The organism is Pseudosulfitobacter pseudonitzschiae (assembly GCF_002222635.1).
Classification (GTDB): domain Bacteria; phylum Pseudomonadota; class Alphaproteobacteria; order Rhodobacterales; family Rhodobacteraceae; genus Pseudosulfitobacter; species Pseudosulfitobacter pseudonitzschiae_A.
The window spans coordinates 700,894-724,585 of sequence record NZ_CP022415.1; the positions used below are offsets into that span (position 1 = coordinate 700,894).

The 23,692-nt window shown below is 62.9% G+C and carries 23 protein-coding genes; 14 read left to right on the plus strand and 9 right to left on the minus strand.

Annotation, left to right across the window (positions count from 1 at the left end):
- Positions 1-47: 47 nt before the first annotated feature.
- Positions 48-497, minus strand: a complete 450-nt coding sequence (locus SULPSESMR1_RS03275; protein ID WP_089419545.1) for a DUF4174 domain-containing protein — start codon at positions 495-497, stop codon at positions 48-50.
- 99 nt (positions 498-596) lie between these two features.
- Here SULPSESMR1_RS03275 and SULPSESMR1_RS03280 point away from each other — a divergent pair, with 99 nt between their 5' ends.
- The 7 genes from SULPSESMR1_RS03280 to SULPSESMR1_RS03310 are packed head-to-tail and all read left to right on the plus strand — an operon-like array spanning position 597 to position 7,030.
- Positions 597-1,634, plus strand: a complete 1,038-nt coding sequence (locus SULPSESMR1_RS03280) for a hypothetical protein (protein ID WP_157728962.1) — start codon at positions 597-599, stop codon at positions 1,632-1,634.
- Entirely contained in the window at positions 1,576-3,720 is a 2,145-nt protein-coding gene (scpA, locus tag SULPSESMR1_RS03285) for a methylmalonyl-CoA mutase (protein WP_089419547.1), read from the plus strand. Before SULPSESMR1_RS03280 ends, scpA begins: the two co-directional genes overlap by 59 nt.
- Before the next feature lie 53 nt (positions 3,721-3,773).
- A complete protein-coding gene (locus tag SULPSESMR1_RS03290) occupies positions 3,774-4,397 on the plus strand; it encodes a VOC family protein (RefSeq protein ID WP_089422111.1) in 624 nt (207 codons plus the stop codon).
- Positions 4,394-4,879 (plus strand): GNAT family N-acetyltransferase, encoded by a 486-nt coding sequence (locus tag SULPSESMR1_RS03295; RefSeq protein WP_089419548.1) that lies wholly within the window; start codon positions 4,394-4,396, stop codon positions 4,877-4,879. The genes SULPSESMR1_RS03290 and SULPSESMR1_RS03295 overlap by 4 nt, the downstream gene beginning before the upstream one ends.
- 31 nt (positions 4,880-4,910) lie before the next feature.
- The gene (locus tag SULPSESMR1_RS03300; RefSeq protein WP_089419549.1) at positions 4,911-5,603 is read left to right on the plus strand and encodes a molecular chaperone DjiA; all 693 of its coding nucleotides are present in this window, start codon (positions 4,911-4,913) and stop codon (positions 5,601-5,603) included.
- On the plus strand, positions 5,603-6,631 hold the full coding sequence (locus tag SULPSESMR1_RS03305; protein ID WP_089419550.1) for an endonuclease/exonuclease/phosphatase family protein: 1,029 nt from the start codon (positions 5,603-5,605) through the stop codon (positions 6,629-6,631). The genes SULPSESMR1_RS03300 and SULPSESMR1_RS03305 overlap by 1 nt, the downstream gene beginning before the upstream one ends.
- A 42-nt stretch (positions 6,632-6,673) precedes the next feature.
- A complete protein-coding gene (locus SULPSESMR1_RS03310) occupies positions 6,674-7,030 on the plus strand; it encodes a hypothetical protein (RefSeq protein ID WP_089419551.1) in 357 nt (118 codons plus the stop codon).
- 36 nt (positions 7,031-7,066) lie between these two features.
- Here the strand turns inward: SULPSESMR1_RS03310 and SULPSESMR1_RS03315 are convergent, their stop codons facing one another.
- The 5 genes from SULPSESMR1_RS03315 to SULPSESMR1_RS03335 all read right to left on the minus strand — a co-directional run bounded on the left by SULPSESMR1_RS03315 (position 7,067) and on the right by SULPSESMR1_RS03335 (position 14,243).
- Positions 7,067-8,653, minus strand: a complete 1,587-nt coding sequence (locus SULPSESMR1_RS03315) for a Ppx/GppA family phosphatase (RefSeq protein ID WP_089419552.1) — start codon at positions 8,651-8,653, stop codon at positions 7,067-7,069.
- Positions 8,654-8,728: 75 nt separating this feature from the next.
- A complete protein-coding gene (locus SULPSESMR1_RS03320) occupies positions 8,729-10,897 on the minus strand; it encodes an RNA degradosome polyphosphate kinase (protein ID WP_089419553.1) in 2,169 nt (722 codons plus the stop codon).
- 123 nt (positions 10,898-11,020) lie between these two features.
- A complete protein-coding gene (locus SULPSESMR1_RS03325; protein ID WP_089419554.1) occupies positions 11,021-11,695 on the minus strand; it encodes a chromosomal replication initiator DnaA in 675 nt (224 codons plus the stop codon).
- A 3-nt stretch (positions 11,696-11,698) separates the two neighbouring features.
- On the minus strand, positions 11,699-12,805 hold the full coding sequence (locus SULPSESMR1_RS03330) for an AI-2E family transporter (protein WP_089419555.1): 1,107 nt from the start codon (positions 12,803-12,805) through the stop codon (positions 11,699-11,701).
- A 76-nt stretch (positions 12,806-12,881) separates the two neighbouring features.
- Positions 12,882-14,243: an FAD-dependent oxidoreductase gene (locus SULPSESMR1_RS03335; RefSeq protein WP_089419556.1), complete on the minus strand. Its 1,362-nt coding sequence runs from the start codon at positions 14,241-14,243 to the stop codon at positions 12,882-12,884.
- Between the two features lie 119 nt (positions 14,244-14,362).
- Here SULPSESMR1_RS03335 and pepT point away from each other — a divergent pair, with 119 nt between their 5' ends.
- From pepT to SULPSESMR1_RS03370, 7 genes are all read left to right on the plus strand, one after another.
- On the plus strand, positions 14,363-15,619 hold the full coding sequence (gene pepT, locus SULPSESMR1_RS03340) for a peptidase T (RefSeq protein WP_089419557.1): 1,257 nt from the start codon (positions 14,363-14,365) through the stop codon (positions 15,617-15,619).
- A gap of 272 nt (positions 15,620-15,891) precedes the next feature.
- Positions 15,892-17,229: a proline--tRNA ligase gene (proS, locus tag SULPSESMR1_RS03345; protein WP_089422112.1), complete on the plus strand. Its 1,338-nt coding sequence runs from the start codon at positions 15,892-15,894 to the stop codon at positions 17,227-17,229.
- Positions 17,230-17,279: 50 nt separating this feature from the next.
- The gene (locus SULPSESMR1_RS03350) at positions 17,280-17,768 is read left to right on the plus strand and encodes a DUF2937 family protein (RefSeq protein ID WP_089419558.1); all 489 of its coding nucleotides are present in this window, start codon (positions 17,280-17,282) and stop codon (positions 17,766-17,768) included.
- Between the two features lie 51 nt (positions 17,769-17,819).
- A complete protein-coding gene (locus tag SULPSESMR1_RS03355; RefSeq protein ID WP_089419559.1) occupies positions 17,820-19,106 on the plus strand; it encodes a lipoprotein-releasing ABC transporter permease subunit in 1,287 nt (428 codons plus the stop codon).
- Positions 19,099-19,779 carry an ABC transporter ATP-binding protein gene (locus tag SULPSESMR1_RS03360; RefSeq protein WP_089419560.1) on the plus strand — a complete coding sequence of 227 codons (681 nt, stop codon included), beginning with the start codon at positions 19,099-19,101 and terminating at the stop codon, positions 19,777-19,779. Before SULPSESMR1_RS03355 ends, SULPSESMR1_RS03360 begins: the two co-directional genes overlap by 8 nt.
- Before the next feature lie 95 nt (positions 19,780-19,874).
- Positions 19,875-20,447 carry a hypothetical protein gene (locus SULPSESMR1_RS03365; protein WP_089419561.1) on the plus strand — a complete coding sequence of 191 codons (573 nt, stop codon included), beginning with the start codon at positions 19,875-19,877 and terminating at the stop codon, positions 20,445-20,447.
- Between the two features lie 232 nt (positions 20,448-20,679).
- A complete protein-coding gene (locus SULPSESMR1_RS03370; protein ID WP_089419562.1) occupies positions 20,680-21,615 on the plus strand; it encodes an IS110 family transposase in 936 nt (311 codons plus the stop codon).
- Positions 21,616-21,652: 37 nt separating this feature from the next.
- On the opposite strand, the gene SULPSESMR1_RS03375 is transcribed toward SULPSESMR1_RS03370, so the two are convergent.
- The 3 genes from SULPSESMR1_RS03375 to SULPSESMR1_RS03385 form a co-directional block, all read right to left on the minus strand.
- Positions 21,653-22,336, minus strand: coding sequence for a hypothetical protein (locus SULPSESMR1_RS03375; protein WP_089419563.1), 684 nt, complete (start codon positions 22,334-22,336; stop codon positions 21,653-21,655).
- Positions 22,337-22,393: 57 nt separating this feature from the next.
- Positions 22,394-22,894 carry an alkylphosphonate utilization protein gene (locus SULPSESMR1_RS03380; RefSeq protein ID WP_089419564.1) on the minus strand — a complete coding sequence of 167 codons (501 nt, stop codon included), beginning with the start codon at positions 22,892-22,894 and terminating at the stop codon, positions 22,394-22,396.
- Between the two features lie 109 nt (positions 22,895-23,003).
- The gene (locus SULPSESMR1_RS03385; protein WP_089419565.1) at positions 23,004-23,414 is read right to left on the minus strand and encodes a PaaI family thioesterase; all 411 of its coding nucleotides are present in this window, start codon (positions 23,412-23,414) and stop codon (positions 23,004-23,006) included.
- Between the last annotated feature and the right edge of the window lie 278 nt (positions 23,415-23,692).

Below are 23,692 nucleotides of genomic sequence, written 5' to 3' on the forward strand. Positions count from 1 at the left end.
ATGGCCCGTGTTGCGTTGCATAACGCCCGCACACGGGCTTCGACGGGTCAACCTTCGGGCTGGGCCGCACCGCGCAATTCCTGCTGGCGTGTCGGTGTCTTGTCGATGCTGCGGGTGATCTCGCGCACATCCCACGGAAATGGCTTGCGCTGCATCACGTCGCCGTCTTTGTCGATCAGCGCCATCATGTATCCGCGCGGGCGCAATTTCTGCCGCAGTTCGGACCGTGCATCGGGGTCGGTATCCAGCAACACGACCACATCGCGTTCCAGCAAATCTTCGGCGCGGGCACGCAGCAGCGCCACCTGTTCGATGTATTTGGGGTCGGCGGGGCTGTCGGCAAAGACGACGATGGGCCGGTTAGTCCAGACAAATTGCCGCAAATCCGTTTCGGCCGCCGTGGCGAAAAGCTGTTCGGCAGCCGTCGGGGTGGTGTCTTCGGCCATGGCCGGAAATGCGCCAAGTGCGATAAAAACGAGCGGAATAAGTCTTTTCATGGTCTCTCCTGTTATCCCTAAGATAAGCATTTGCGCGGCAAATTCGATGCACAAAGTGGTCAACAGCGTGATTAAATCCTCTGTAACGGGTGCGGGCGCATGATCCGCTGGCCCCTGCCTGTATTTTCTTCCGTTTTCCGGATCGGGGCGCATGTCTTGCGAAAGGACAACAGCCCGATGGACGTAATCCTGCATCTTGGCGCGCATCGCACCGGTTCGACCAGCTTTCAGGATGCGTTGCGGCGCAATGCGGGCAGGCTCGCCGATGCCAGTGTCGGGTTCTGGGGGCCACGGCGCACGCGCGGCGGCTTGCTTTCGGGTGCGCTGCCGCAACCCGGATTTGATCCGGTGCGTGCCACCCGCCGTGCCAAGGGGCGGGTGCGGATGCAACTGGACCAGACAGCGGCCAGCGGCCTGTCGGCCCTGTTGATCAGCGACGAGAACATGATCGGCTCGGTGCGTTCGAACATACGCAACCGTACCCTCTATGCCGACATCGGCGATCGCATGGCCCGCTATGCGCAGGTCTTTGACGGGCGCATCACACGCATCGTGCTGAACATTCGCGCGCTGGATTTGTGGTGGTCCTCGGCCATTGCTTACGGCGTGTCGCGCGGCGCGCCGGTGCCGGACTATCAGGCGCTGAACCGCATCGCACAAGCGCGCCGCAGTTGGCGTGACGTGATCACCGATCTGGCCTGCGCCATGCCCCATGTCGATCTGCGCATTCTGCCTTTCGAAGTTTTCGCTGGCCGCACCGGAGCCATCCTTGACGCGGGGGCGGGCTGCACCGTCGCTTTGCCCGCGCAAGGCGACTGGCTGAACCGCTCCCCCGACGTTGCCGCCCTGCGCGACCTTCTGGCCGCGCGCGGTGGTATCGCCGCGCAGGCCGTCACTGGCTCGGGCCGCTGGACCCCTTTTACCCCCGAACACTCCGCCGCTTTGCGCGCCGCCTATGCCGACGATCTGGCATGGCTCGCGGCGGGCGCGGACGGGCTTGCATCACTGACACAGGATCCGGAGCGCACAAGAGCGGGACAAACCCTGCCGTGCGTCCCACAGACAGAAGGACATGACTATGACCGACAAAAAGGCGACCGACAAAAAAGCGGACTGGCGCACTCTGGCCGAGGCTGAATTGCGGGGCCGCCCCGTTGACGACCTGACGTGGAAAACGCTGGAAGGCATTGACGTCCAGCCGCTTTATACCGCCGACGACCTGAAGGATGTGACCCATTTGGGCACCATCCCCGGTGCGGCCCCCTATACGCGCGGCGTCAAGGCCACGATGTACGCAGGCCGCCCGTGGACCATCCGCCAATACGCGGGCTTTTCCACCGCCGAGGAATCCAACGCATTCTACCGCCGCAACCTTGCCGCAGGACAACAGGGCGTCTCGGTCGCCTTTGATCTGGCGACGCACCGGGGCTATGACAGCGACCACGAACGCGTGGTGGGCGACGTGGGCAAGGCCGGCGTGGCCATCGATTCAGTCGAGGACATGAAAATCCTGTTCGACGGCATCCCGCTGGACAAGGTCAGCGTGTCGATGACGATGAACGGCGCGGTCATTCCGATCCTTGCCAGCTTTATCGTCGCAGGCGAAGAACAGGGCCACGACCGCAAGGTGCTCTCCGGCACCATCCAGAACGACATTCTCAAAGAATTCATGGTGCGCAACACCTATATCTACCCGCCCGAACCGTCGATGCGCATCATCGGCGACATCATCGAATACACCTCGGATTTCATGCCCCGGTTCAACTCGATCTCGATCTCGGGCTATCACATGCAAGAGGCGGGCGCGAACCTGGTGCAGGAACTGGCCTTCACCCTGGCCGACGGGCGCGAATACGTCCGCACCGCCATCGCTGCAGGCATGGACGTCGACCGTTTCGCCCCGCGCCTGTCGTTCTTTTTTGCCATCGGCATGAACTTTTTCATGGAGGCCGCCAAACTGCGCGCTGCCCGTCTGCTGTGGTCGCGGATCATGTCCGAGTTCGACCCCAAGGACGAGAAATCGTCGATGCTGCGCACCCACTGCCAGACTTCCGGTGTCAGCCTGGCCGAACAAGACCCCTACAATAACGTCGTGCGCACCGCCTACGAGGCGATGAGCGCGGTTCTCGGCGGCACCCAGTCGCTGCACACCAACTCGCTGGACGAGGCCATCGGCCTGCCCACCGAACATTCCGCCCGCATCGCGCGCAACACGCAGCTGATCCTTCAGGAAGAAACCGGCGTGACCAATGTCGTCGATCCGCTGGCGGGCTCTTACTACGTCGAAAAGCTGACGCATGATCTGGCCGAGGCCGCATGGAAGCTGATCGAAGAGGTTGAAGAGCTGGGCGGTATGACCAAGGCGGTCGCCTCCGGCATGCCGAAACTGCGCATCGAAGAGGCCGCCGCCACCCGTCAGGCCAACATCGACCGTGGCGACGAGGTGATCGTAGGTGTCAACAAATACCGCCGCGACAAAGAAGACCCGATCGACATTTTGGACGTCGACAACGTCGCCGTGCGCCTCAGCCAGATTGCGCGCCTTGAGAAAATCCGCGCCACCCGCGACGATGCTGCCTGCACCGCCGCACTGGATGAACTCAGCCGCCGCGCCAGCGAGGGCGGCAACCTGTTGGACGCAGCGGTCGAAGCCGCCCGCGCCCGCGCCTCTGTGGGAGAAATCAGCATGGCGATGGAAAAAGTGTTCGGCCGCCACCGCGCCGAAGTGAAGACACTGGCCGGCGTTTATGGTGCCGCTTACGAGGGCGACGAAGGCTTTGCCGCCATCCAGAAATCGGTCGAGGATTTCGCCGAGGAAGAAGGCCGCCGCCCACGCATGCTGGTGGTCAAGATGGGTCAGGACGGCCACGACCGAGGCGCCAAGGTGATCGCCACCGCCTTTGCCGACATCGGATTCGACGTCGACGTGGGCCCGCTGTTCCAGACCCCCGCCGAGGCCGCACAGGACGCAGTGGACAACGACGTGCATGTCATCGGCATCAGCAGCCAGGCGGCAGGCCACAAGACACTGGCCCCGCAACTGGTTCAGGCGTTGAAAGACGCGGGCGCAGGCGACATTCTGGTGATCTGCGGTGGCGTGATCCCGCAGCAGGACTACCAGTTTCTCTACGACGCGGGCGTCAAGGCGATCTTTGGTCCCGGCACCAACATCCCCGCCGCAGCGCAGGATATATTGCGTCTGATCCGCGAAGCCCGCGATTGATGCCAACACGGGCCGCGCTGTTACAGGGCGGCCCCAAAATCAGGACCACACAGATGATGCAGTTCGATCACATCGCCATCGCAGGGGCGACATTGGCCGAAGCCACAGCCTACGTCGAAGACGCGCTTGGCGTATCCATGCAGGCGGGTGGCGAACATGCGGTGTTTCACACGCACAACACGCTGCTGGGTTTGGCGGACGGCCTCTATCTGGAAGCGATTGCAATCAACCCCGATGCGCCGGTGCCGGATCGTGCGCGCTGGTTCGACCTTGACCGGTTCAGCGGCCCCGCGCGGCTGACCAACTGGATCTGTCGCTGCGATGATATGGATGCGCTGCTGGCGCAGATACCCGCGCTTGCGCCCGACGGGGCAGGGCGGCCTGTCGATCTGCAACGCGGCGATCTACGCTGGCGCATGGCGGTGCCTGACAGCGGGGTACTGCCCTTCGACAATTGCTGGCCCGCGTTGATCCAGTGGCAGACCAGCCAGCACCCCGCACAGCGTCTTGCCGCCAGCGGTGTGCGCCTGACGCGCTTGATCGTGACGCATCCGCGGGCGGATGACCTGCGCGCGGCTTTGGCCCCGATGCTGGACGACGCCCGCGTCGTCTTTGACGCAGGCCCCGCCGCTCTGCACGCCGAATTCGACACACCCCATGGGCCACGCACCCTATGATCCGCGCCGCCATCCCTGCCGATGCCCCCGCCATTGCAGCCATCTGGAACGCGGTGATCGCATTGCCGCATATCACCTTCACCACCGACACCAAAAGCGACGCTGCGGTGGCACAACTGATTGTCGAGCGCGCAGGCGCCTTTTGGGTGGCCGAGCGGGCCGGTACCGTTGCAGGCTTTGCCACCTTCGGCAGCTTTCGCGGCGGTCCGGGCTATCGGCACACGGCTGAACATTCCGTCATGCTGGGCCGCGACGCGCGGGGGCACGGCATGGGCCGTGCGCTGATGGCTGCAGTGGAATCAGGTGCCGTGGTCCGCGACGTGCATCTGCTGGTCGCAGGCATCAGCGGCGGCAATCCCGACGCCGTGGCGTTTCACGACCGCCTCGGATTTGCGCAGTCCGGCAAGATTCCGCAAGCAGGGCGCAAGGGCGGCCAGTGGTATGACCTAATCTTGATGCACAAATTGCTATTCCCGTCCTGACACCGCCGCCCGACATCTCTATGGTGCGCCCATGTCGATCTGGACCCGCATAACCGAAGCGCTCAGCGCCCTGACCGCAGGCGAAGGCCTGTCGGCGGTGTTCGACCGCTTGCGCACGCCGCCCGAACGGTCCGTGGGCTTTGCCATCGCCGTCATCGCGCTGTCGGCCAAGATGGCCAAGGCCGACGGGCAGGTGACCCGCGCCGAAGTCATGGCCTTTCGCGAGGTGTTCCACATCGCCCCCGAAGACGAAGCAGGGGCGGCGCGCGTGTTCAATCTGGCGCGGCAGGACGTTGCGGGCTTTGATGTCTACGCCCGACGCATCCAGATCATGTTCCGCGACCAACCCGAAACGCTCTATGACCTGATGGAGGGGCTGTTTCACATAGCGATGGCCGACGGCCACTATCATGATGCCGAAGCTGCATTTTTGGAACAGGTCGCCGATATTTTCAAATTGTCGCCCACGCGCTTCGCCGCACTCAAGGCGCGCGCGGTGCCCGATCAGGCCTGCGATCCCTATACCGTGCTGGGGGTAGAGTGTAATGCCGATCTGCCCACCGTCCGCGCGGCATGGCGCAAGCTGGTGCGCGAGAATCACCCGGACGCGCTGATCTCGCGCGGCCTGCCCGAAGAGGCGATCTGCATGGCGCAAAAACGTATGATCGAAATCAACCGCGCATGGGCAGAAATTCAGGAAACGACCACCTCCGGCGCGGCCTGATGCGGCTGGCCACCTATAACGTCGAATGGTTCAACGCGCTGTTTGACGACGACGGCACCCCGCTGTCCGATGACGAAATGTCGGGCCGCTACCAGATCACCCGCGCGAAGCAACTCGAAGCGCTTGGCATCGTGTTCACCGCCCTTGACGCCGACGCGGTGATGATCATCGAAGCCCCCGACCACAACCGCCGCCGCGATACCGTCCGCGCGTTGGAAAACTTTGCGCAGCTGTTCGATCTGCGCGCCCGCCGTGCGGTTACCGGTTTCCTGAACGACACCCAGCAAGAGATTGCGCTGCTCTATGATCCGGACAGGCTGTCGGCCACGCACGACCCCGTCGGCCACGACACCGGCAAAAAGGGTGCCACGGATGCGCCGCGTTTCGACAGCACCTTTCGCATTGATCTGGATGTGGATGACAAACAGGATTTGATCCGCTTCTCGAAACCGCCGCTGGAACTGGCCATGCGCAGCCACGCCACGGGGTTCGAATTTCGGGTGATCGGCGCGCATCTGAAATCCAAAGCCCCCCACGGTGCCACCACCCGCGACGAGATCATGCGCCATTCTATAGCCAACCGCCGCAAGCAACTGGCCCAAGCGATCTGGCTGCGCGCGCGCATCACCGATCACCTTGCCGCGGGCACGCCGTTGATCGTAATGGGCGATATGAACGACGGTCCGGGACTGGACGAGTTCGAACATCTCTTTGGCCGTTCGTCGGTCGAAATCCTGCTGGGTGGCGACGACCAGCTGCAGCTTTACGACCCCCACGCGCGTCTGGCCCTTGGCCGTCGTCTGGGCGTTATGCCCACAACCGCCCGCTTCTGGATTCGCCCCGAGAAACGCTTTTTACAGGCGCTGCTCGACTATATCATGATCTCGTCCGACCTGCGCGCCCGCGCGCCCGACTGGCGCATCTGGCACCCGCTGGACGATCCCGATTGCTGGCAGGTACCTGAATTGCGTGATGCGCTGGTCACCGCATCCGATCACTTTCCGGTCACGCTGGACATCGACATGTAACGTCCACTTTGAAATGTTACGTTTTGCCCCCATATTGGGCACATGAAACATTTGCTTATCCCCGTGACGTTGGTGGCCGCTTTGGCCACCCCGTCTTTTGCGCAGGACGATGGCGATGGCCTGTCCTTGATGGAACGCGGTGCCAGAATGTTCATGGAGGGAATCATGAAAGAAATGGAGCCCGCCATCGACGATCTGGGTGGGCTGGTCGACGAATTCGGCCCCGCCATGCGCGGCTTTGCCCAAGAGATGGGCCCGGCATTGCGCGATCTGATGCAGCAGGTCGAAGACTGGAGCGTCTACGACGCCCCCGAAATCCTGCCCAACGGCGATATCATCATCCGCCGCAAACCCGACGCGCCGGAATACGTGCCCAAGGACGGCGAAATCGACATTTGAGGGCGCCACCGGCCCAGCAGTTTCAACCCGGCGGCCTTATCCGCGCGGCGTGCGCCTACGGGTCTTCACCGTCAGATCGGCACCCATACTGCTTGCCAGCGATTCCAGCCGCGCCTCTGCGACCTCGCCATAAAGCGGCAGAACGGCGGGCGACAGGTGCAGTTCCAGCTGCTTTTTCTTAGGATACCAGCGAAATTCACCGCGATCGGCGTCCTTTTGCATCCAGAACATCGCGCCGAACCGCATCGCCTTGCCCAAAATCTCGGCGTCCAGACAGGTCTTTTCGTCCAGCACGTCATACAGGTTCTCGAACGGCGTGCCTTCGCGTTTGTTGGAATAGCGGTGCAACAGGGCCAGCCCCAGAAAAATCCGTTCTGAATGCTTCAGCCCGCCAAGGTTGGCCCGTGTGGCGTTGTCGAAACAGACTTCGGCGCGGTAATCGGGGTGGGCGCGCCAACTGACGTCGTGCAGCAGGCAGGCCGCCTTGATCAGCCGTTTGCGCTGGACTGGCGCGGATTTGAACAGCGGCATTATGAATTCGTACAGCGTCCGGCCAAAACCGGGCAGGCGGGAATCCTTGGCCTCGGCAAAGCGGCAGGCCTCGATCAGCGGATCACGGTCGCGCAGGCGCTGGGGCATCTGTTCATACAGCAGCCCCTCGCGGATACCATAGGACGACACCGCAATATCCTTGGGCTTGAATGTGCGCACCAGCCGCGACAGCACTTCCGCGGCTAGCGGCACCAACCCCATCCGTTGCGCCGAGATGCCGCATTTGTTGCGCAGATCTTCGGGGTCGCTTTCCGCGATAAAGTTCACGGTCTTGGCCACGCCTGCGGGCGTCATGCGGTATTCGTGCAGCACATGCAGCGGATAATTGCGCCGGTACATATCAATGCGCGCAATCGCCCGCCACGACCCGCCGACCAGAAACAGCCGGTCGCGCTGGATGCCCATTGCCTCTTGCAACTGGTCCATTACTGCGGCGATATGATCGCGGCGGCCCTTTTTGCCGCCCTTGACGTCCACCAGCTTCAGCGGACCCAGTTGCGATGTCTCGCGTCGGCCCACGCGCCCGCCGGAAATCTCGGCCAGTTCCATCGACGACCCGCCAATGTCACAGACCAGACCATAGGCACCGGGCCAGCCCAAAAGCACCCCCTGCGCCGACAAACGCGCCTCTTCGCGCCCGTCGATGACCCAGATGCGCAATCCGGTTTCGCGCAGCACATCGGCGCAAAACTCCGCACCGTCTGAGGCATCGCGCACCGCCGCCGTGGCCACCAGCGTCAGTTCGGGCAGATCCATACCGTCGGCCAGATGTTTGAACCGGATCAGCGCCGCCAGCGCACGCTTGCGCCCCGCAGGGTTCAACGTGCCGCTTTCGCTCAGACCCGCGCCCAGCGCACACATGATCTTTTCGTTGTAGAAATAGGCAGGGCTTCGGGCAGCACCATCAAACACCACCAGCCGGACCGAGTTCGATCCGATGTCGACCACGCCCACACGCGACAGCGCTCGCGCGCCGGGATCCTGGAACAGCGGACGCCCGAACGGCCCCCAGTCATGTTTGCCCACAGAATCGGTTGCCAGCGCAGTCGAAGGCTCGGTCTGATCGGTCATTAGATTCCCTATGGCCCGCCGCAGTGTCGTTGCCGAACATGACCCACAGGGGTCGCGGGGTCAATCAGTCCCCCGTCAATCTTCGGTGTGGGTCAGCTGCGGCACATCCGACGCGCCCGCTGATCCGCGGCCCGAAAGTGACGGGTTTTCCATGAAGAACCGGTGGCAGTTAAAGGCAAAATCGCCTTCGGGCACCTCGGGGCGCACGAATTTGCCATCGGGCGCCATCACCCAGCTTTGCGCCACATCCGCAAGATTTGCGGCCATGACCTGACTGGTGATCTGCGATTTGACCGTGGGGTTTTCAATCTCGACCAAGGTTTCCACGCGGCGGTTCAGGTTGCGGCCCATCCAGTCGGCGGACGAGATGAACACCCGCGCTTTCTTGTGGGGCAGACCTTTGCCATTGCCAAAACAGACGATCCGCGAATGTTCCAGAAACCGTCCGATGATGGATTTGACGCGGATGTTCTCGCTTAGCCCCGCCACGCCGGGGCGCAGGCCACAGATGCCACGGATCACAAGGCTGATTTTCACGCCCGCCTGCGACGCCGCATAAAGCGCATCAATCACCTCAGAGTCGATCAAAGCGTTCATCTTGGCCCAGATTTCCGCAGGCCGTCCGGCAGCGGCATGTTCGGCCTCGTTGGCGATCATTTCCAGCAGGCGCGGTTTCAGCGTAGTGGGTGAAATGGCAAGGTTGTCCAGTTCTTCCGGCTCGGCATAGCCCGACAGGAAATTGAACACTTTGGTGGCATCGCGGCCCAGCTTCGGGTCGCAGGTGAACAGCGACAGATCGGTGTAAATCTTGGCCGTGATCGGGTGATAGTTGCCGGTGCCATAGTGTGTATAGGTCACCAGCTCGTCGCCCTCGCGGCGGACCACGGTGCTGATTTTGGCATGTGTTTTCAGGTCGATAAAGCCGTAAACCACATGCGCGCCCGCGCGTTCTAGCCGCCGCGACTGGTGGATATTGGCCGCCTCGTCAAAACGCGCCTTCAATTCGACCAGTGCTGTGACCGATTTGCCGTCTTCGGCGGCCTCGCACAGCGCCTCGACGATGGGCGAGCGTTTCGAGGTCCGGTAAAGCGTCTGTTTGATCGCAACCACATTGGGGTCGCGCGCCGCTTGTTGCAGGAACCGGATGACCATTTCAAAGGTCTCGTAGGGGTGGTGCAGCAGCATGTCCTTTTGACGGATCGCGGCGAACATATCGCCCTCGAAATCCGTCACCCGTTCGGGCACGCGCGGGGTAAATGTGGGCCACAACAGGTCGGGACGGCTGTCCAGCACCAGCTTGCCTAGATCGGCAAGACCAATCATGCCGTCAATCTCGATCACTTCGGAATGCATGACGTTCAACTCGCGCATGATCACCGATTTCAGCCGCTCCGGCGCACCCGCCGAATGCAGCATCCGCACCACTTCGCCCCGCCGGCGACGTTTCAGCGCCACTTCGAACTCGCGGACCAGATCTTCGGCCTCGTCCTCGACCTCAAGATCGCTGTCACGCAGCACCTGAAATTCGAAATGCGCCGTCAACCGGTATCCGGGGAACAGCGTGCCGATCTGTTCGACCAGCAATTCTTCCAGCGGCAGGAACCGCGTGCCTTGGCCGGGCAGGCTGACAAAACGGTCGATCTGCCCGGGGATCGGCAGCAGCGCCTGCAACGGGCGTTTGTCCGATTTGCGTTCCAGTTGCAGCGCCAGCGCATAGCCGGTGTTGGGAATGAACGGAAACGGATGCGCAGGATCAATCGCCAGCGGCGACAGAACGGCGAAAACATGGTTCAGGAAATAATCAGCCAGAAATGTCTTGTCTTGGGGCGTCAACTCTTCGCGGGCCAGCACATCGATGCCTTCGGCCTCCATTTCGGCCAGCAGGTCCGACAGCACCCGTTGTTGCGACAGCATCAGCGCGCGGGCGTCTTCGTTGATCAGCACCAGTTGCTCGGACGGGGTCAGCCCGTCAGCGGCGGGCGTGGTGTTGCCTGCAATCGCCAGCTCGCGCAGACCCGCAACGCGGACGGTGTAAAACTCGTCCAGATTGCCCGCGCTGATCGACAGGAACCGCAACCGTTCCAGCAGCGGAACACGCGGGTTCTCGGCCTCTTCCAGCACGCGCCAGTTAAAGGCAAGCCAGCTCAGCTCGCGGTTAACAAAACGCCCCGGTCCCGACATATCGAGACCGTCCAGCGCCTGCGGCTCGGGGAACGGGTGTGTGAGAAAATCTGCCTGTGACATGGCGTGCTGATAAACCGAATTTGTAACGAGGGAGTAACAAACATCGCGCGTTTTCGCATGAAATGTCCAGCTTTAAGCCCTTGAAACCACATTAAGATGGCGGATCGGCGCTTGTGCGCGCTATTACCCCGTCTCGCGTCCCAAAACCTTGGCCGCCAGCGCACGGGTCAGCGGCTTTTGCGCGCTCAGCGATTCTGCGTCCAGTGCCGCCACCATTTGCCGTGCGGCATCAAAAGACCGTTCCATATGCAGCGTCAGATAGGGGATGACATCAACGCGCGGCTTTAGCTGGCGGTCGGCAAACAGTTTGGCCAGCACCGCCGTCAGCAGCGCATCGTCGGGCAACTCAAGGATCGCGGCAGGGGTGCCGCCCACGCGGCTTTGCAGATCGGGCAGGCTCAGCCCCCAATACACCGGCGCGCCGCGTCCCGTCATCAACAGCGGCTGGCGGTTGGCCAGCACCAGGTTGTGCAGGTGGAACAATGCGGTCATCGCCTCGGGGTCGTTCGCAATCTGCGGCACATCCTCAACCGCGATGGCCCCGCCCGCCAGATCGGGTATATCCGCATCCGCCAGATCGCGTGCTGCGACGATCTGTGCGCCGGTCAGACCGGCCCACACATGGGTCAGGTGCGTCTTGCCCGATCCGGGTGGGCCGGTCAGAACCAGCTTGCCCTCGGGCCAGTTGGTCCATGTCTCGATCAGGCTGACCGCCACCGCATTGCCGGGCGACACCATAAAGTCGTCACGCCCCAGTGCGGTGCGCACCGGCAAATCAAAGCTCAGTTGTTGTGGCATGGCTTAGTCCGGATCGCGCTGGTCAGCGACAACATCGCCTTCCGTCGTCTTGTGGTGGTCGGACAGCCCGCGATACAGCATGCCTTGCTGGTACTGCGTGACCGCAAACCGTGTCACCACCCCCAATGCCGCCGCCACAGGCACCGCCACCAGCATCCCCACAAAGCCGAACAGCGTGCCAAAGACCGACAACGCAAGGATCAGCCACACAGGGTGCAGTCCCACTGAATTGCCCACCAGCTTGGGCGTCAGAAAATTGCCTTCGACCACCTGACCGACGACAAAAATACCCGCCACCAGACCCAGCGACACCCAGTCGCCCCAGAACTGGAACAGCCCCAGCCCGATGGCCAGCGCGCCGCCGATCAGCGCCCCCAGATAGGGGATAAACGTGACCAGACCGGCGACAAAGCCAACCACCAGCCCGAATTGCAGCCCCACCAGCATCAGCGCAATCGCGTAATAGGTGCCAAGGATCAGACAAACGGTGCCCATCCCGCGAATAAACGATGCCAGCGTATTGTCGATCTGGCCTGCCAGCCTGCGGATCGTCGGCGCGTGGTCGCGCGGCAGCAATTCGTCCACCCGCGCCACCATATTGTCCCAGTCCAGCAGCAAATAGACCGACACAACCGGCACGATTACAAACAATATCGCAAGGTTCAGCAGCGATGCGGCACTGCTCAACGCCGTGGTCACCAGTTCGCCGCCGCGTTCCTGCACCGTGGTTGCAATGCTGTCCAGCGACTGGCGCAGCGTGCTGTCGGTGTCCAGCAGCGACGGGAACCGTTCGGTCAGGAAGGTGCCGAAATTCTTGGCCAGTTCGGGGGCGGTGTTGAACAGTTGCACCGACTGGTTGACCAGCGTCGGCACCACCAGCAGCGCCATCAGCACGAACAGCAGCACCGCCACCAGTGTGATGATCACCGTGGCCAGCACCCGACTGGCTCCCAGCCGCTCCAGCCTGTCGGCCACCGGATCAAGGAAATAGGCAATCGCCCCCCCCAACAGGAAGGGCACCAGAACGTCGCCAAGCGTCCAAAGCAGGACGAAAAAAATCACGGCGACAATGCCCCAGTATTTCAGCTGATCGCGAACGGGCAAACCCATGTGATGCTCCTGCACAAGTTGGCATTACACATCGCCTATGGGGCGGCCGGATTCAAGGGGCAGGGTATCCGACCGCTTAATGCAGGCGCACGCCCTGCGCGCGCAGAACGTCCTGCACCGCTGCGATGTCCACCGCATCCAGCGCCACATTCCGCGCCACCGCATGTGCCGCCGCCACGCCCGCACCTTGGCCGGCCACAGCACAGCACGCCATGTTGCGGGTGGCCGCATGGGCGATCCTGTCGCCGCCAATCGCACGCCCCGTCACCAATAGCCCGCGGACGCCTTTGGGCAACATGCACCGATAGGGGATGTGCATATAGCGCCCCGTGGTCGGCAGGATCAGCACGCCGTATCCGTCGATAAACTCGGGGTATATGCCGATACTGTCGTCAAATCGCGCCTCATGGCGCACATCGTTTTCCGTCATGTTGTAAACCGCGTCGATCTTGCGGGTGTCGCGAATGCCGATGGTCATGCCAAAGTTGCGCAGCCGCGCCGCATCGCAGCCGGGGGTATAGGCGCGCAAAACGTCAATCGCCACCATCGCCTGCGCGCGGCCCTCGATCTCGAAGCGCGTCATGCTGTCGGGGTCGGTGCCGTCGCAACCCGCCAGATGGACAAGGTTCATATAGGTCATCTCGCCGCTGTCATGCACAGCCCCCCAAGTGCCCCCGATGGTGTTCAGATGCGCTGGGATCAGCCCCTCTTTGATCGCGCGCTCGAACGGTTTGCCAAGAAAGGGCGAATACATATCATCCTCCTTGCCGTCCGTCTCCACCACCCATTCGCCGGTCGACCAGTCCTTATAGGTCTGCGGATCGGATTTGACCCCCGCCAGAAACGCCGCCTTATCCACGCCCGCGATGTGGAACATCACGCTGGCCGCCTGCATTTCCTCGACGGGCGTTTTCACCGTCACTGCTCCTGCACGGTGCGCCACATCTGCGTCGCCCGTGGCGTCGACCACGACCCGCGCGGTGATCGCCTCGCGGCCCGCCTTTGATTCCACGATCACGCCGGTGATCCGGTCTCCGTCCATGATCGGGGCGACAAACTGGCGGTGCAGCATGGGCGTAATCCCTGCCTCTTCGACCATCCGGTCCGCCACCAGCTTGAACCCTTCGCTGTCCAACTCATAGCTCAGCGACTGGCTTTCCGGCGTCGCAGCCCCCATCGCCTTGGCGCGGTCCTCGAACTCGGTGCCCAAGCCCCCCGCCTCGATGGTGGCCTCGTGGCGATACCACGCGAACCCTTCGACGCCGACAGCCGTGATATTGCCGCCAAAACAGCCAAAGCGGTCCAGCAACGCCACCCGTGCCCCCGCCCGTGCCGCCGCAATCGCCGCCGCCAGCCCTCCGGGGCCCGAGCCGATCACCAGCACCTCGGTGTCATGGATCACAGGCGTTTCGCGGGCGGGCTCAAAGATCGTATTCATGGCGCAGGCTCCTGTTACAGACCTGTTACATTGCGCCCCTGCCACACGGCGTCAATGCCTTGACACGCCCGCACGCCCGATCCCACATGCAGCCCAACGCCCACACGCAGGAGAGCCCGATGCGCACCGATTTTGACGCCGAACTGGAAGACCGCCTTGTCCGCTATGCCGCGATCGACAGCCAAAGCGACAGCCACAGCCCGACCGTGCCCAGCACCGCGATCCAGCTGGATATGTCGCACCTGCTGATGGACGAACTGAGGGCGATGGGCGCATCCGACGTCACGCTAAGCGCCGACAGTGTCGTGCTGGCCACCCTCCCCGCCACCGCAGGGGTCAATGCGCCCGTGATGGGCTGGCTGGCCCACGTTGACACTGCCCCGCAGTTCAACGCGTCGGGCGTGAAACCCGTGGTGCATCGTGGCTACAACGGCGGCGACATCACCTTTGCCGACGCCCCCGACCTGCGCCTGTCGCCCGCCGATTACCCGTATCTGGCGGAAAAACACGGCGAAGACATCATCACCGCCAGCGGCACCACCTTGCTGGGTGCCGATGACAAGGCAGGCGTGGCCGTGGTGATGACCGCCGCGCGGCACCTGCTGGAAAACCCTGACATCGCCCACGGCACCATCCGTCTGGCCTTTGTCCCCGACGAGGAAATCGGGCGCGGCGTGACGCCGAACCTGCCTGCGGACCTTGCCGCCGACTTCGCCTATACCTTCGACGGCTCGATGCCGGGCGATGTAGAATACGAAAGTTTCTCCGCCGACGCGGGCGTGGTGAAGATCACCGGCGTGTCGATCCACCCCGGCTGGGCCAAGGACGAACTGGTCAACGCCTTGCATCTGGGCGCCAAGGTGCTGATGACACTGCCCCATGTCACCATGACGCCGGAAACCACCGAAGGCCGTGACGGTTTTATCCACGCGGTGTCGATGACTGGCAGCGCGGCCGAGGTCGAAATTCACTTTATCCTGCGCGACTTCGAAATGGCGGGCCTCGAGGCCAAGGGCGATCTGCTGCGTCAGGTTTGCGAAACCGTCGCCGCTACCGAGCCGCGCGCGCAAATCACCTGCGACATCACCCACCAGTACCGCAACATGCGCTATTGGCTGGAAAAGGACATGACGCCGGTGGACATGGCCACCGCCGCCGTCCGCAAGGCGGGGATGGAGCCGGTCTCGGGCGCGATCCGCGGCGGCACCGACGGCTCGCGGCTAACCGAATTCGGCACCCCGTGCCCCAATATCTTTTGCGGCATGCAAAACGTGCACGGCCCGCTGGAATGGGTGTCGGTACAGGACATGGCCCGCGCCACACAGGTCGCTCTGAACCTTGCCGCCAGCGTGGCCGAGCTGGACCCGCCTGCGTAAGGGTTGGGGGATGTCAGTCCTTGCCCTGAACGACATCGCCAAACGAGGGCAACGCCCGCCCACGGAGCGGTCGGGCGCTGCCCGGCGGCACTGCGTGCCTTGATCCCGGGCGGGGAGGGCGACAGTTGAGGGCGCGTCGGCATCTGGTATTTGGTTTGTGGGCGATAGACCCGCTCACGATGCCCCCCGCAACGCCCTCCCACCGCTTTCGCAATTGCGACGCCGCCGCCAATGCCCTAATCAGGCCGAAACCCCGTTCCAAGGAGGCCATGATGCGCCTGAGCCGTTATTTTCTGCCCGTTCTCAAGGAAAACCCAAGCGAGGCGCAGATCGTCAGCCACCGGCTGATGCTGCGTGCGGGCATGATCAAACAAGCCAGCGCAGGCATCTATTCGTGGCTGCCGCTGGGCTTCAAGGTGCTGCGCAAGATCGAGAATATCGTGCACGAGGAACAGGCCCGCGCCGGTCACATGCCGATGCTGATGCCGACGATCCAATCCGCCGAACTGTGGCGTGAAAGCGGCCGTTACGACGCCTACGGCGCGGAAATGCTGCGCTTCAAGGATCGGCACGACCGCGACATGCTGTTCACGCCCACCGCCGAGGAACTGATCACCGACATCTTCCGCGCCAACGTCAGCAGCTATAAAGACCTGCCGCTGACCATGTACCAGATCCAGTGGAAATTCCGCGACGAAATCCGCCCGCGTTTCGGCGTGATGCGGGGCCGCGAATTCCTGATGAAAGACGGCTACAACTTCGACCTGACCAAAGAAGACGCGCTGCACGCCTACAACCGCCACCTCGTGACCTACCTGCGCACCTACGAACGCATGGGCCTGCAAGCGATCCCGATGCGCGCCGACAGTGGCCCCATCGGCGGCGACGACACGCATGAATTCCTCGTGCTGGCCGAAACCGGTGAATCCGAGGTGTTCTATGACAGCGCCGTGACCGACCTCAAATTCGGCGACCGCGAGATCGACTATGACAGCGTCGAAGACTGCGCCGCCGTGATGGAAGAATTCACCGACAAATACGCCCGCACCGACGAAACCCACGACGCGGCCCTGTTCGAACAGGTTCCCGAAGACCGCCGCCGCGTGGCGCGCGGCATCGAAGTGGGTCAGATCTTCTACTTCGGCACCAAATATTCCGAACCTCTGGGCGCGGTGGTCCAGGGCCCCGACGGCAAACAGGTGCCGGTGCACATGGGCAGCCACGGCATCGGCGTCAGCCGCCTGCTGGGTGCCATCATCGAGGCGAACCACGACGAAAACGGCATCATCTGGCCCGAGGGCGTGACCCCCTTCCACGTCGGTATCGTGAACCTGCGTCAGGGCGACGAAGCTACCGATGGTGCCTGCGAAGCGCTCTACAAGGCGTTGAAAGCCAAGGGTTTTGATCCGCTCTATGACGACCGCGACGAACGGGCAGGCGGCAAATTCGCCGCTATGGACCTGATCGGCCTGCCGTGGCGCATCACCGTCGGCCCGCGCGGGCTGAAAAACGGTGTGGTCGAACTGACCTCGCGCCGCACCGGCGAAAGCGTGGAACTGACAGCCGAGGCCGCCGTGGACCGCATCGCGGAGATTTACGCGGGCATTTAAGAGGGCACAGTCATGCGCACGATCCTGACCCACAGCCAAGGCACCGGACCATGATCGTGCGCACGCTCACCTTGGTGGCGGCCCTGACCGCAGGGGCCGCCACCTCGCAATTCCCAGAGTTTTCGCAGCAATACGCCCAGCGTCTGGGCGGCGCTGTCGATGCACTGGCCGAGGTCGTGGCCGACTTCGACGCCTCCGCCCAAGCCGAGGGGCTGACCCGCGTGGCAGCCCTGAACCAGATGCAAGGCACCCCGTTCATCGACCGCCGCCGCGCCGACATGATCCGCACCTTTGCCCGCTATGACAAACTGCGCGCCGATCTGGCCGCGCTGGACACCGCGGGCCCCTTCATGCGTGCCTATCATGCCACGCGCATGACCGACCCCGAAGTGGCCCGCGCCGCATGGGCCGCCTTTCAACCCGCGCTGCCGCTGACCTTTGCGGGCGGCATTTTTGCGGGGGTCGGGTTCATCACCATGCTGCTTGCCATCGGCATATTGCGGCTGCTGCTGCCCACGCGCCGCCGTCGCACCGCTTGACCCCGCAGCCCAAACAACCCAACGTGCGCCGCACCTGAGCAGGAGCCTTAGATGGCCAATTCCACCCCTCCCTTTGCCCCTTTCGAATGGATGATCGCCTGGCGCTACCTGCGCGCGCGCCGTGCCGAAGGCGGGGTTTCCGTGATGACATGGATCAGCCTGATCGGCATCACCCTCGCGGTCTTCGCCCTGATCGCCACGCTGGCCGTGCGCTCGGGCTTTCGCGCGGAATTCGTCGATACGATCCTCGGCGCCAATGCCCACGTGACCGTCTATAACCTTGGCGTCACGTCGGAAACCGGCCAGATCGACCGTACCATTCCCGACTATACCGAAATGGCCGCGCGTCTGGCCGCCGTGCCGGGTGTCACCCGCGCCGCACCCTTGGTGCGCGGTCAGGTCATGGCAAACCTGAAACAGGGCAACGCAGGGGTCGAGGTGTTCGGCATCGAACTGGCCGATCTCAAGGGCCTGCCGCGCATCGCCGACCCCACCACCGGCCTTGGCGACATCAACCGCTTTGACGCGGGCATCGCCATCGGCTCGGGCGTGGCACGCGAACTGGGCGCAACCGTGGGCGACAGGATCAAGCTGATCTCGCCCAATGGCGTCAAAACCGCCTTTGGCACCAGCCCGCGCGTCAACGCCTACGAGGTCGTCTATGTCTTTTCCGCAGGCCGCTATGACATCGACCGCACGCGCGTGTATCTGCCCCTGACCGAAGCCCAGAGTTTCTTCAACCGCGAGGGCGTGGCCACCGAAATCGAGGTGATGGTCGAAAACCCCGAACAGGTCGACGAAATGACCCAAGCCCTGCAAACCGCCGCAGGTGAACGCGCCCAGACATGGACGTGGCGCGACGCCTCGGGCGGCTTTCTGCGCGCGCTCGAAGTCGAGGACAACGTGATGTTCATCATCCTGTCGATCCTTGTGCTGATTGCCGCAATGAACATCGTGTCGGGGCTGATTATGCTGGTCAAAAACAAAGGCCGCGACATCGGCATCCTGCGCACCATCGGCCTGACCGAAGGATCGATCCTGCGGGTGTTCTTCATCTGCGGCGCCTTTACCGGCCTGATCGGCACGGCCTTGGGCGTGATCCTTGGCTGCCTCTTCGCGCTTTATATCGACCCGATCTTTTCCTTTGTGAACGTGGTGATGGGCGGCGGCGTCTGGGATCCGTCCATTCGTGGCATCTATGCACTGCCCGCCCAGCTCCAGCTTGCCGATGTGCTCAAGGCGGTCGGCCTGTCGCTGGGCCTATCGTTCATCGTCACCATATTCCCCGCCCGCCGTGCGGCGCGGATGAACCCCGTCGAGGCTCTGCGTTATGAGTGATCCCGTCCTGTGCCTGTATGGGCTGCACAAAACCTATAACAAGGGCCTTCCGGGCGAGGTGCAAGTGCTGCGCGGCGTCGATCTGACAGTAAACGCTGGCGAAGTTGTCGCCCTTGTCGCCCCCTCGGGCGCGGGCAAATCCACGATGCTGCACATCGCGGGGCTGCTGGACGTGCCCGACACCGGCACCGTCAGTCTTGCAGGACAGGACATGACCGGCCTCAGCGACCGCAAGCGCACCGCCGCACGGCGCAGCGACATCGGATTCATCTACCAGTTCCACCACCTGCTGCCCGAGTTTTCGGCGCTGGAAAATATCGTGCTGCCGCAACTGGCCGCAGGCATCGCACGCAGCACTGCCGAGGCCCGCGCCCGCGATCTGCTGGACCGCGTCGGCATCGCCGCCCGCGCCGGTCACCGCCCCGCAGCCCTTTCGGGCGGCGAACAGCAACGTGTCGCATTTTGCCGCGCACTGGCCAACAAACCGCGTCTGTTGCTGGCGGATGAACCCACTGGCAACCTTGACCCCGCAACCTCGGATCAGGTCTTTGGCGCGCTGATGGAACTGGTGCGCGGCACCGGCCTCTCGGCGCTGATCGCCACGCATAACATGGAACTGGCCGCGCGCATGGACCGCGTGCTGCGGATGGACGCGGGCCAGCTTTCTATCTGACGTCCGGATATGGAAACTTTCTGTTTTCATACGTGCACTGGTGCGCGACGGGCCATATTGGGCTATGGTATCGGCACAACGACCGGATAAGCCGCATGAGAGACCACGCTTCGGACAGGCGCGCAGGCGCATCAGACCGTATCACCATCAGCGGCTTTGACGCGGCCGAGGACGTTCTGCTGGTCACGGTCGAGCCGGGCGTCGATGCGGCAATCCGGGGTCAAAAGATCACCCGTGCGGGCCTGATCGTCCGCTTTTCCACCGGTACTTCTGTGCTGCTCGAAGGGGTGCGCAAGCAGATCAGCGAAGACTCGGTAACCTTTGTGGAAGAAGGCACGCCCCAGATCGAAGAACCCGCACCATCGGGCGAGGTTCTCTATTACGGCAGCTACACCTCGGGCGACGGGGATGCACACAGCTATATGGGAATGCGCAGCGCCGACCATATCACCGGCAACGTCGTCCTCAGCGGCTTCACCCAAGGCACCGATAGCATCGCAATCGAATCCGACGCACCCCAGCATCTGGTCGTCACCGCCCAGACCCCCACGGATCAGGGTCTGTTGATCACCCTGTCCAACGGTGTGACGATCACGCTGCAAGGGGTCGCATCCCCGATCGAGGCCCGCGACGTGGTCTTTGTCCCCGCAGGAACGCATCTGCCCTAGAGCGTTTCGGATGAAACCCGAAACGCTTGTCTTATGATTTTCTCTGTCTCCATGCGAAGATGGAGCCTCTGCCGGCCAGGCCATTTATGGCGGGCAGAGGCGGTGTGTGGATCGTGAAACGCTTGGTCTTGCAGGACCGTTCTAAAGTATGATCACACGCCGTCTTCGACTGGGGCCTGAACGAATACGCAGTGGCTGCAAAGCTCTGCATGACAAGCATAGGACAGCGAAGATGAACCACGATACCATCGGAATAGATATTTCCAAAGACAAACTCGACGTGCATCGACTGCTCGACGGGAGGTTTGCACAATTCCCAAACACCAAACCCGGCTTCAAGGCTTTGCAAAAGTGGGTTGGCGCGATTTTGCCTGCCTGCGTGGTTTACGAACCCACCGGGGCCTATCATGGTGCGTTTGAGGCGGCACTTGCGGATCACTTACCGCTGGTGAAAGTGAACCCGAAGCACGCGCGCCGCTTCGCCGAAAGCCGTGGTGCGGGTGCAAAGACAGACCGTGCGGATGCCCGTTCCTTGGCACAGATGGGCGCGGCACATGGTCTGGCCCCGGATACGCCTGCGGCCAAAGATCGCCCTGTTCTCAGGGAGTTGCAATCCGCCCGTACCGCATTGGTGAAGGACAAGGTGCGACTGCGAAACCAATTGGACAAGCAAGGCCATGCCCTGACGCGCAAGCTCTCAAGCCGACGATTGAGGCTGGTGGAGGCGCAGATTGCAGAGCTGGATCAGGCCATCCGCGCCCAGATCGAAACCTGCCCTGTCCGCAAGCGAGCCCTCACGCTCATGGAAAGTATCAAGGGCATCGGTGCAGTGGCCGCGACCACGATCCTCATTGAACTTCCCGAAATAGGTTCATTGCGCAAAAAGGCCGTTGCGGCGATTGCAGGTGTCGCGCCCATAACGCGACAATCAGGTCGCTGGCGCGGCCAGGCCTTCATCCAAGGAGGCCGCAAACCTTTGCGCGATGCACTCTACATGCCCGCGCTCGTCGCGATCCGTTTCAATCCCGATCTCAAAGCGCAGTACGACAAAATGAAAGCTGCTGGAAAACCCCCTAAGGTCGCCATCATCGCCGTCATGCGAAAGCTCCTGATCCTCGCAAACACTCTGGTCAGAGAGGATCGGGAGTGGTCTGAAATCAAAGCTTGATCAAGACGGATACTCTAGGCGGCGCTTTCATGCGGCTTCAGTCACAGATGCCCTTCAACTCGACCCCGTCCCAAGGCATCCGTACATCGCTCTGGCGCCGCTCCGGCAGGGGCGCCACCGGCATCACCTGTGCAATCAACGTATGCAGCCGCTTGGTGCGCGGCGCTGTGGGGGCCAGCGCACGGCAGCACACGAATTCCTCGACAATCGACCCCTGCTGCTCAAAGCCATAATCCGAAAACTGCGGATCACGGTCGAGATCGAACAAATAGGGATCGGCCCCGCGCTCGTGTTCCGACGCGGCTTTCAGTGGCGAATACCCCGTGGTCCTGCGGTTCTGCCACTGCCAGACATGGGTCAACTCGTGGCTCAGCAGCATCGCCGCGATCAGTCCGATCCGGTCGGGGTATTCGGGCAGATAGTCGTCCAGATACCAGTCCTTGTCGAACAGCACATGGTTGAACAGCGCCACGGCGGCAGGCTTGGCAGTGACAATCTCGGTTTCGGGCGGCGGCAGTATGCGCTCGCGGCAGGTGGTGCGGGGCCGCGCCTTGCGCTTGAACGTCACCGCACGCGTTGGCGCACCGTCCACCAGCCGCACCTTGGTCGTGTCCAGCCCGCTGCCGTGGATGGTGTTGGAAAACGCCACCTCCGCAGAGGTCATGGGCCGCCCGCAGGCGGTCAACAGCAGCAACAGGGCAATCAAGGGGCGTGTCCACATGCCCCGACTAAGGCGGCAATCGCAGCCACGGGCAAGTGGATAATGCCGCCCCGCCGGTTACTTTTTCTTGACGAACTGCGTCAGGATCACAATGCGCTGGCCCTCGACGCGGCCTTCGATGTGGTCGGGGTTGTCCAGCACCAGCGAAATGCCCCGTACCGGCGTGCCGCGCTTGGCGGTAAAGCCCGCGCCCTTCACCGGTAGATCCTTGATCAGCACCACATTGTCGCCCACGGCCAGCGGCACGCCGTTGGCATCGCGGTGGCCGGTGTCGGCGGGCACATCGTGCGCCCACGCCAGCGTGTCATCGTCCAGATAGAGCATATCCAGCGCATCCCGCGCCCAGTCGGTGTCCAGCTTTTTCAGGACGCGATAGGCCAGAACCTGCACCGCTGCATTTTCGGACCACATGGTCGAAGACAGGGCGCGAAAGTGGTCGGCCTGCGGCGCGTCCAGTTGTTCCGCGCATGTGGCGCAGATCGCCACGCTGCCCTTGGGGCCGCCGGGAACGGGCGTGTCGATCAGCGGGGCGTCGGTGTCACACAGGGGGCAGGGCATGGAAATCTCCTCTTTGCGCCTGCTGTGCCACGGATCGCGGGGCAGGGACAGGGGAATGGGGGCGCGGCTGGAAAAAAAGATGATGGATCAAGTATCTGCACAGCCCGTGTCAGCCTGAGGGCTTGGCAAAGGTCGCCGTAGCCAGCGCAATATCCTTGCCCGAGGGATGCGCCGTCAGCGTGCAGCGCGCAAAAATCGTGCCTTTTCCGGCGCGTGTGACCTCGGCCCGCGCGGTGATGCTGTCACCGCTGCCGGGGCGCAGAAACTGCGTGTCCAGCGTGACAGTCGACACAGGGATCATCGCGCCCGCATGGCCCATGCACGCCAGCACCATCGCCGTATCGGCCAGCGTCGCCATGACCTGCCCCGACACAATCCCGCCCGCCCGCGCAATATCAGCGGTGATCGGAATGACCAGCGCACAATGATCCACGTCGATCGAGGCCACACGCGGCTGCAAGGCCAGTACCCAAGGGGCAAACATGGTGTCGAGAACATCTTGGGCAGCGGTGGGGGTCATGTGCAGTGTCCTGTTTGGGGTTTGGTCAGCTTACACAGCAGACTGCTGGAAATGCACGCTATTGCAACCCGTCAGTATCACCCCGTCAGAAACGCCCCGTGTTTTCGCCGCGCCTCAGCGTGCGCCGCGCGCGCGTAAGCCGACAGCATGACGCGCAGCATCGTGCGAGAGGCAGATCGCCCTTACCAACCTATCAAATAGTGCCCCAGCGGAAACGCCCCGCGTTTTCGCCGCGCCCGACCGCCCCCATGGGCGGGCGCGTCTGCGACGCCCCCGAG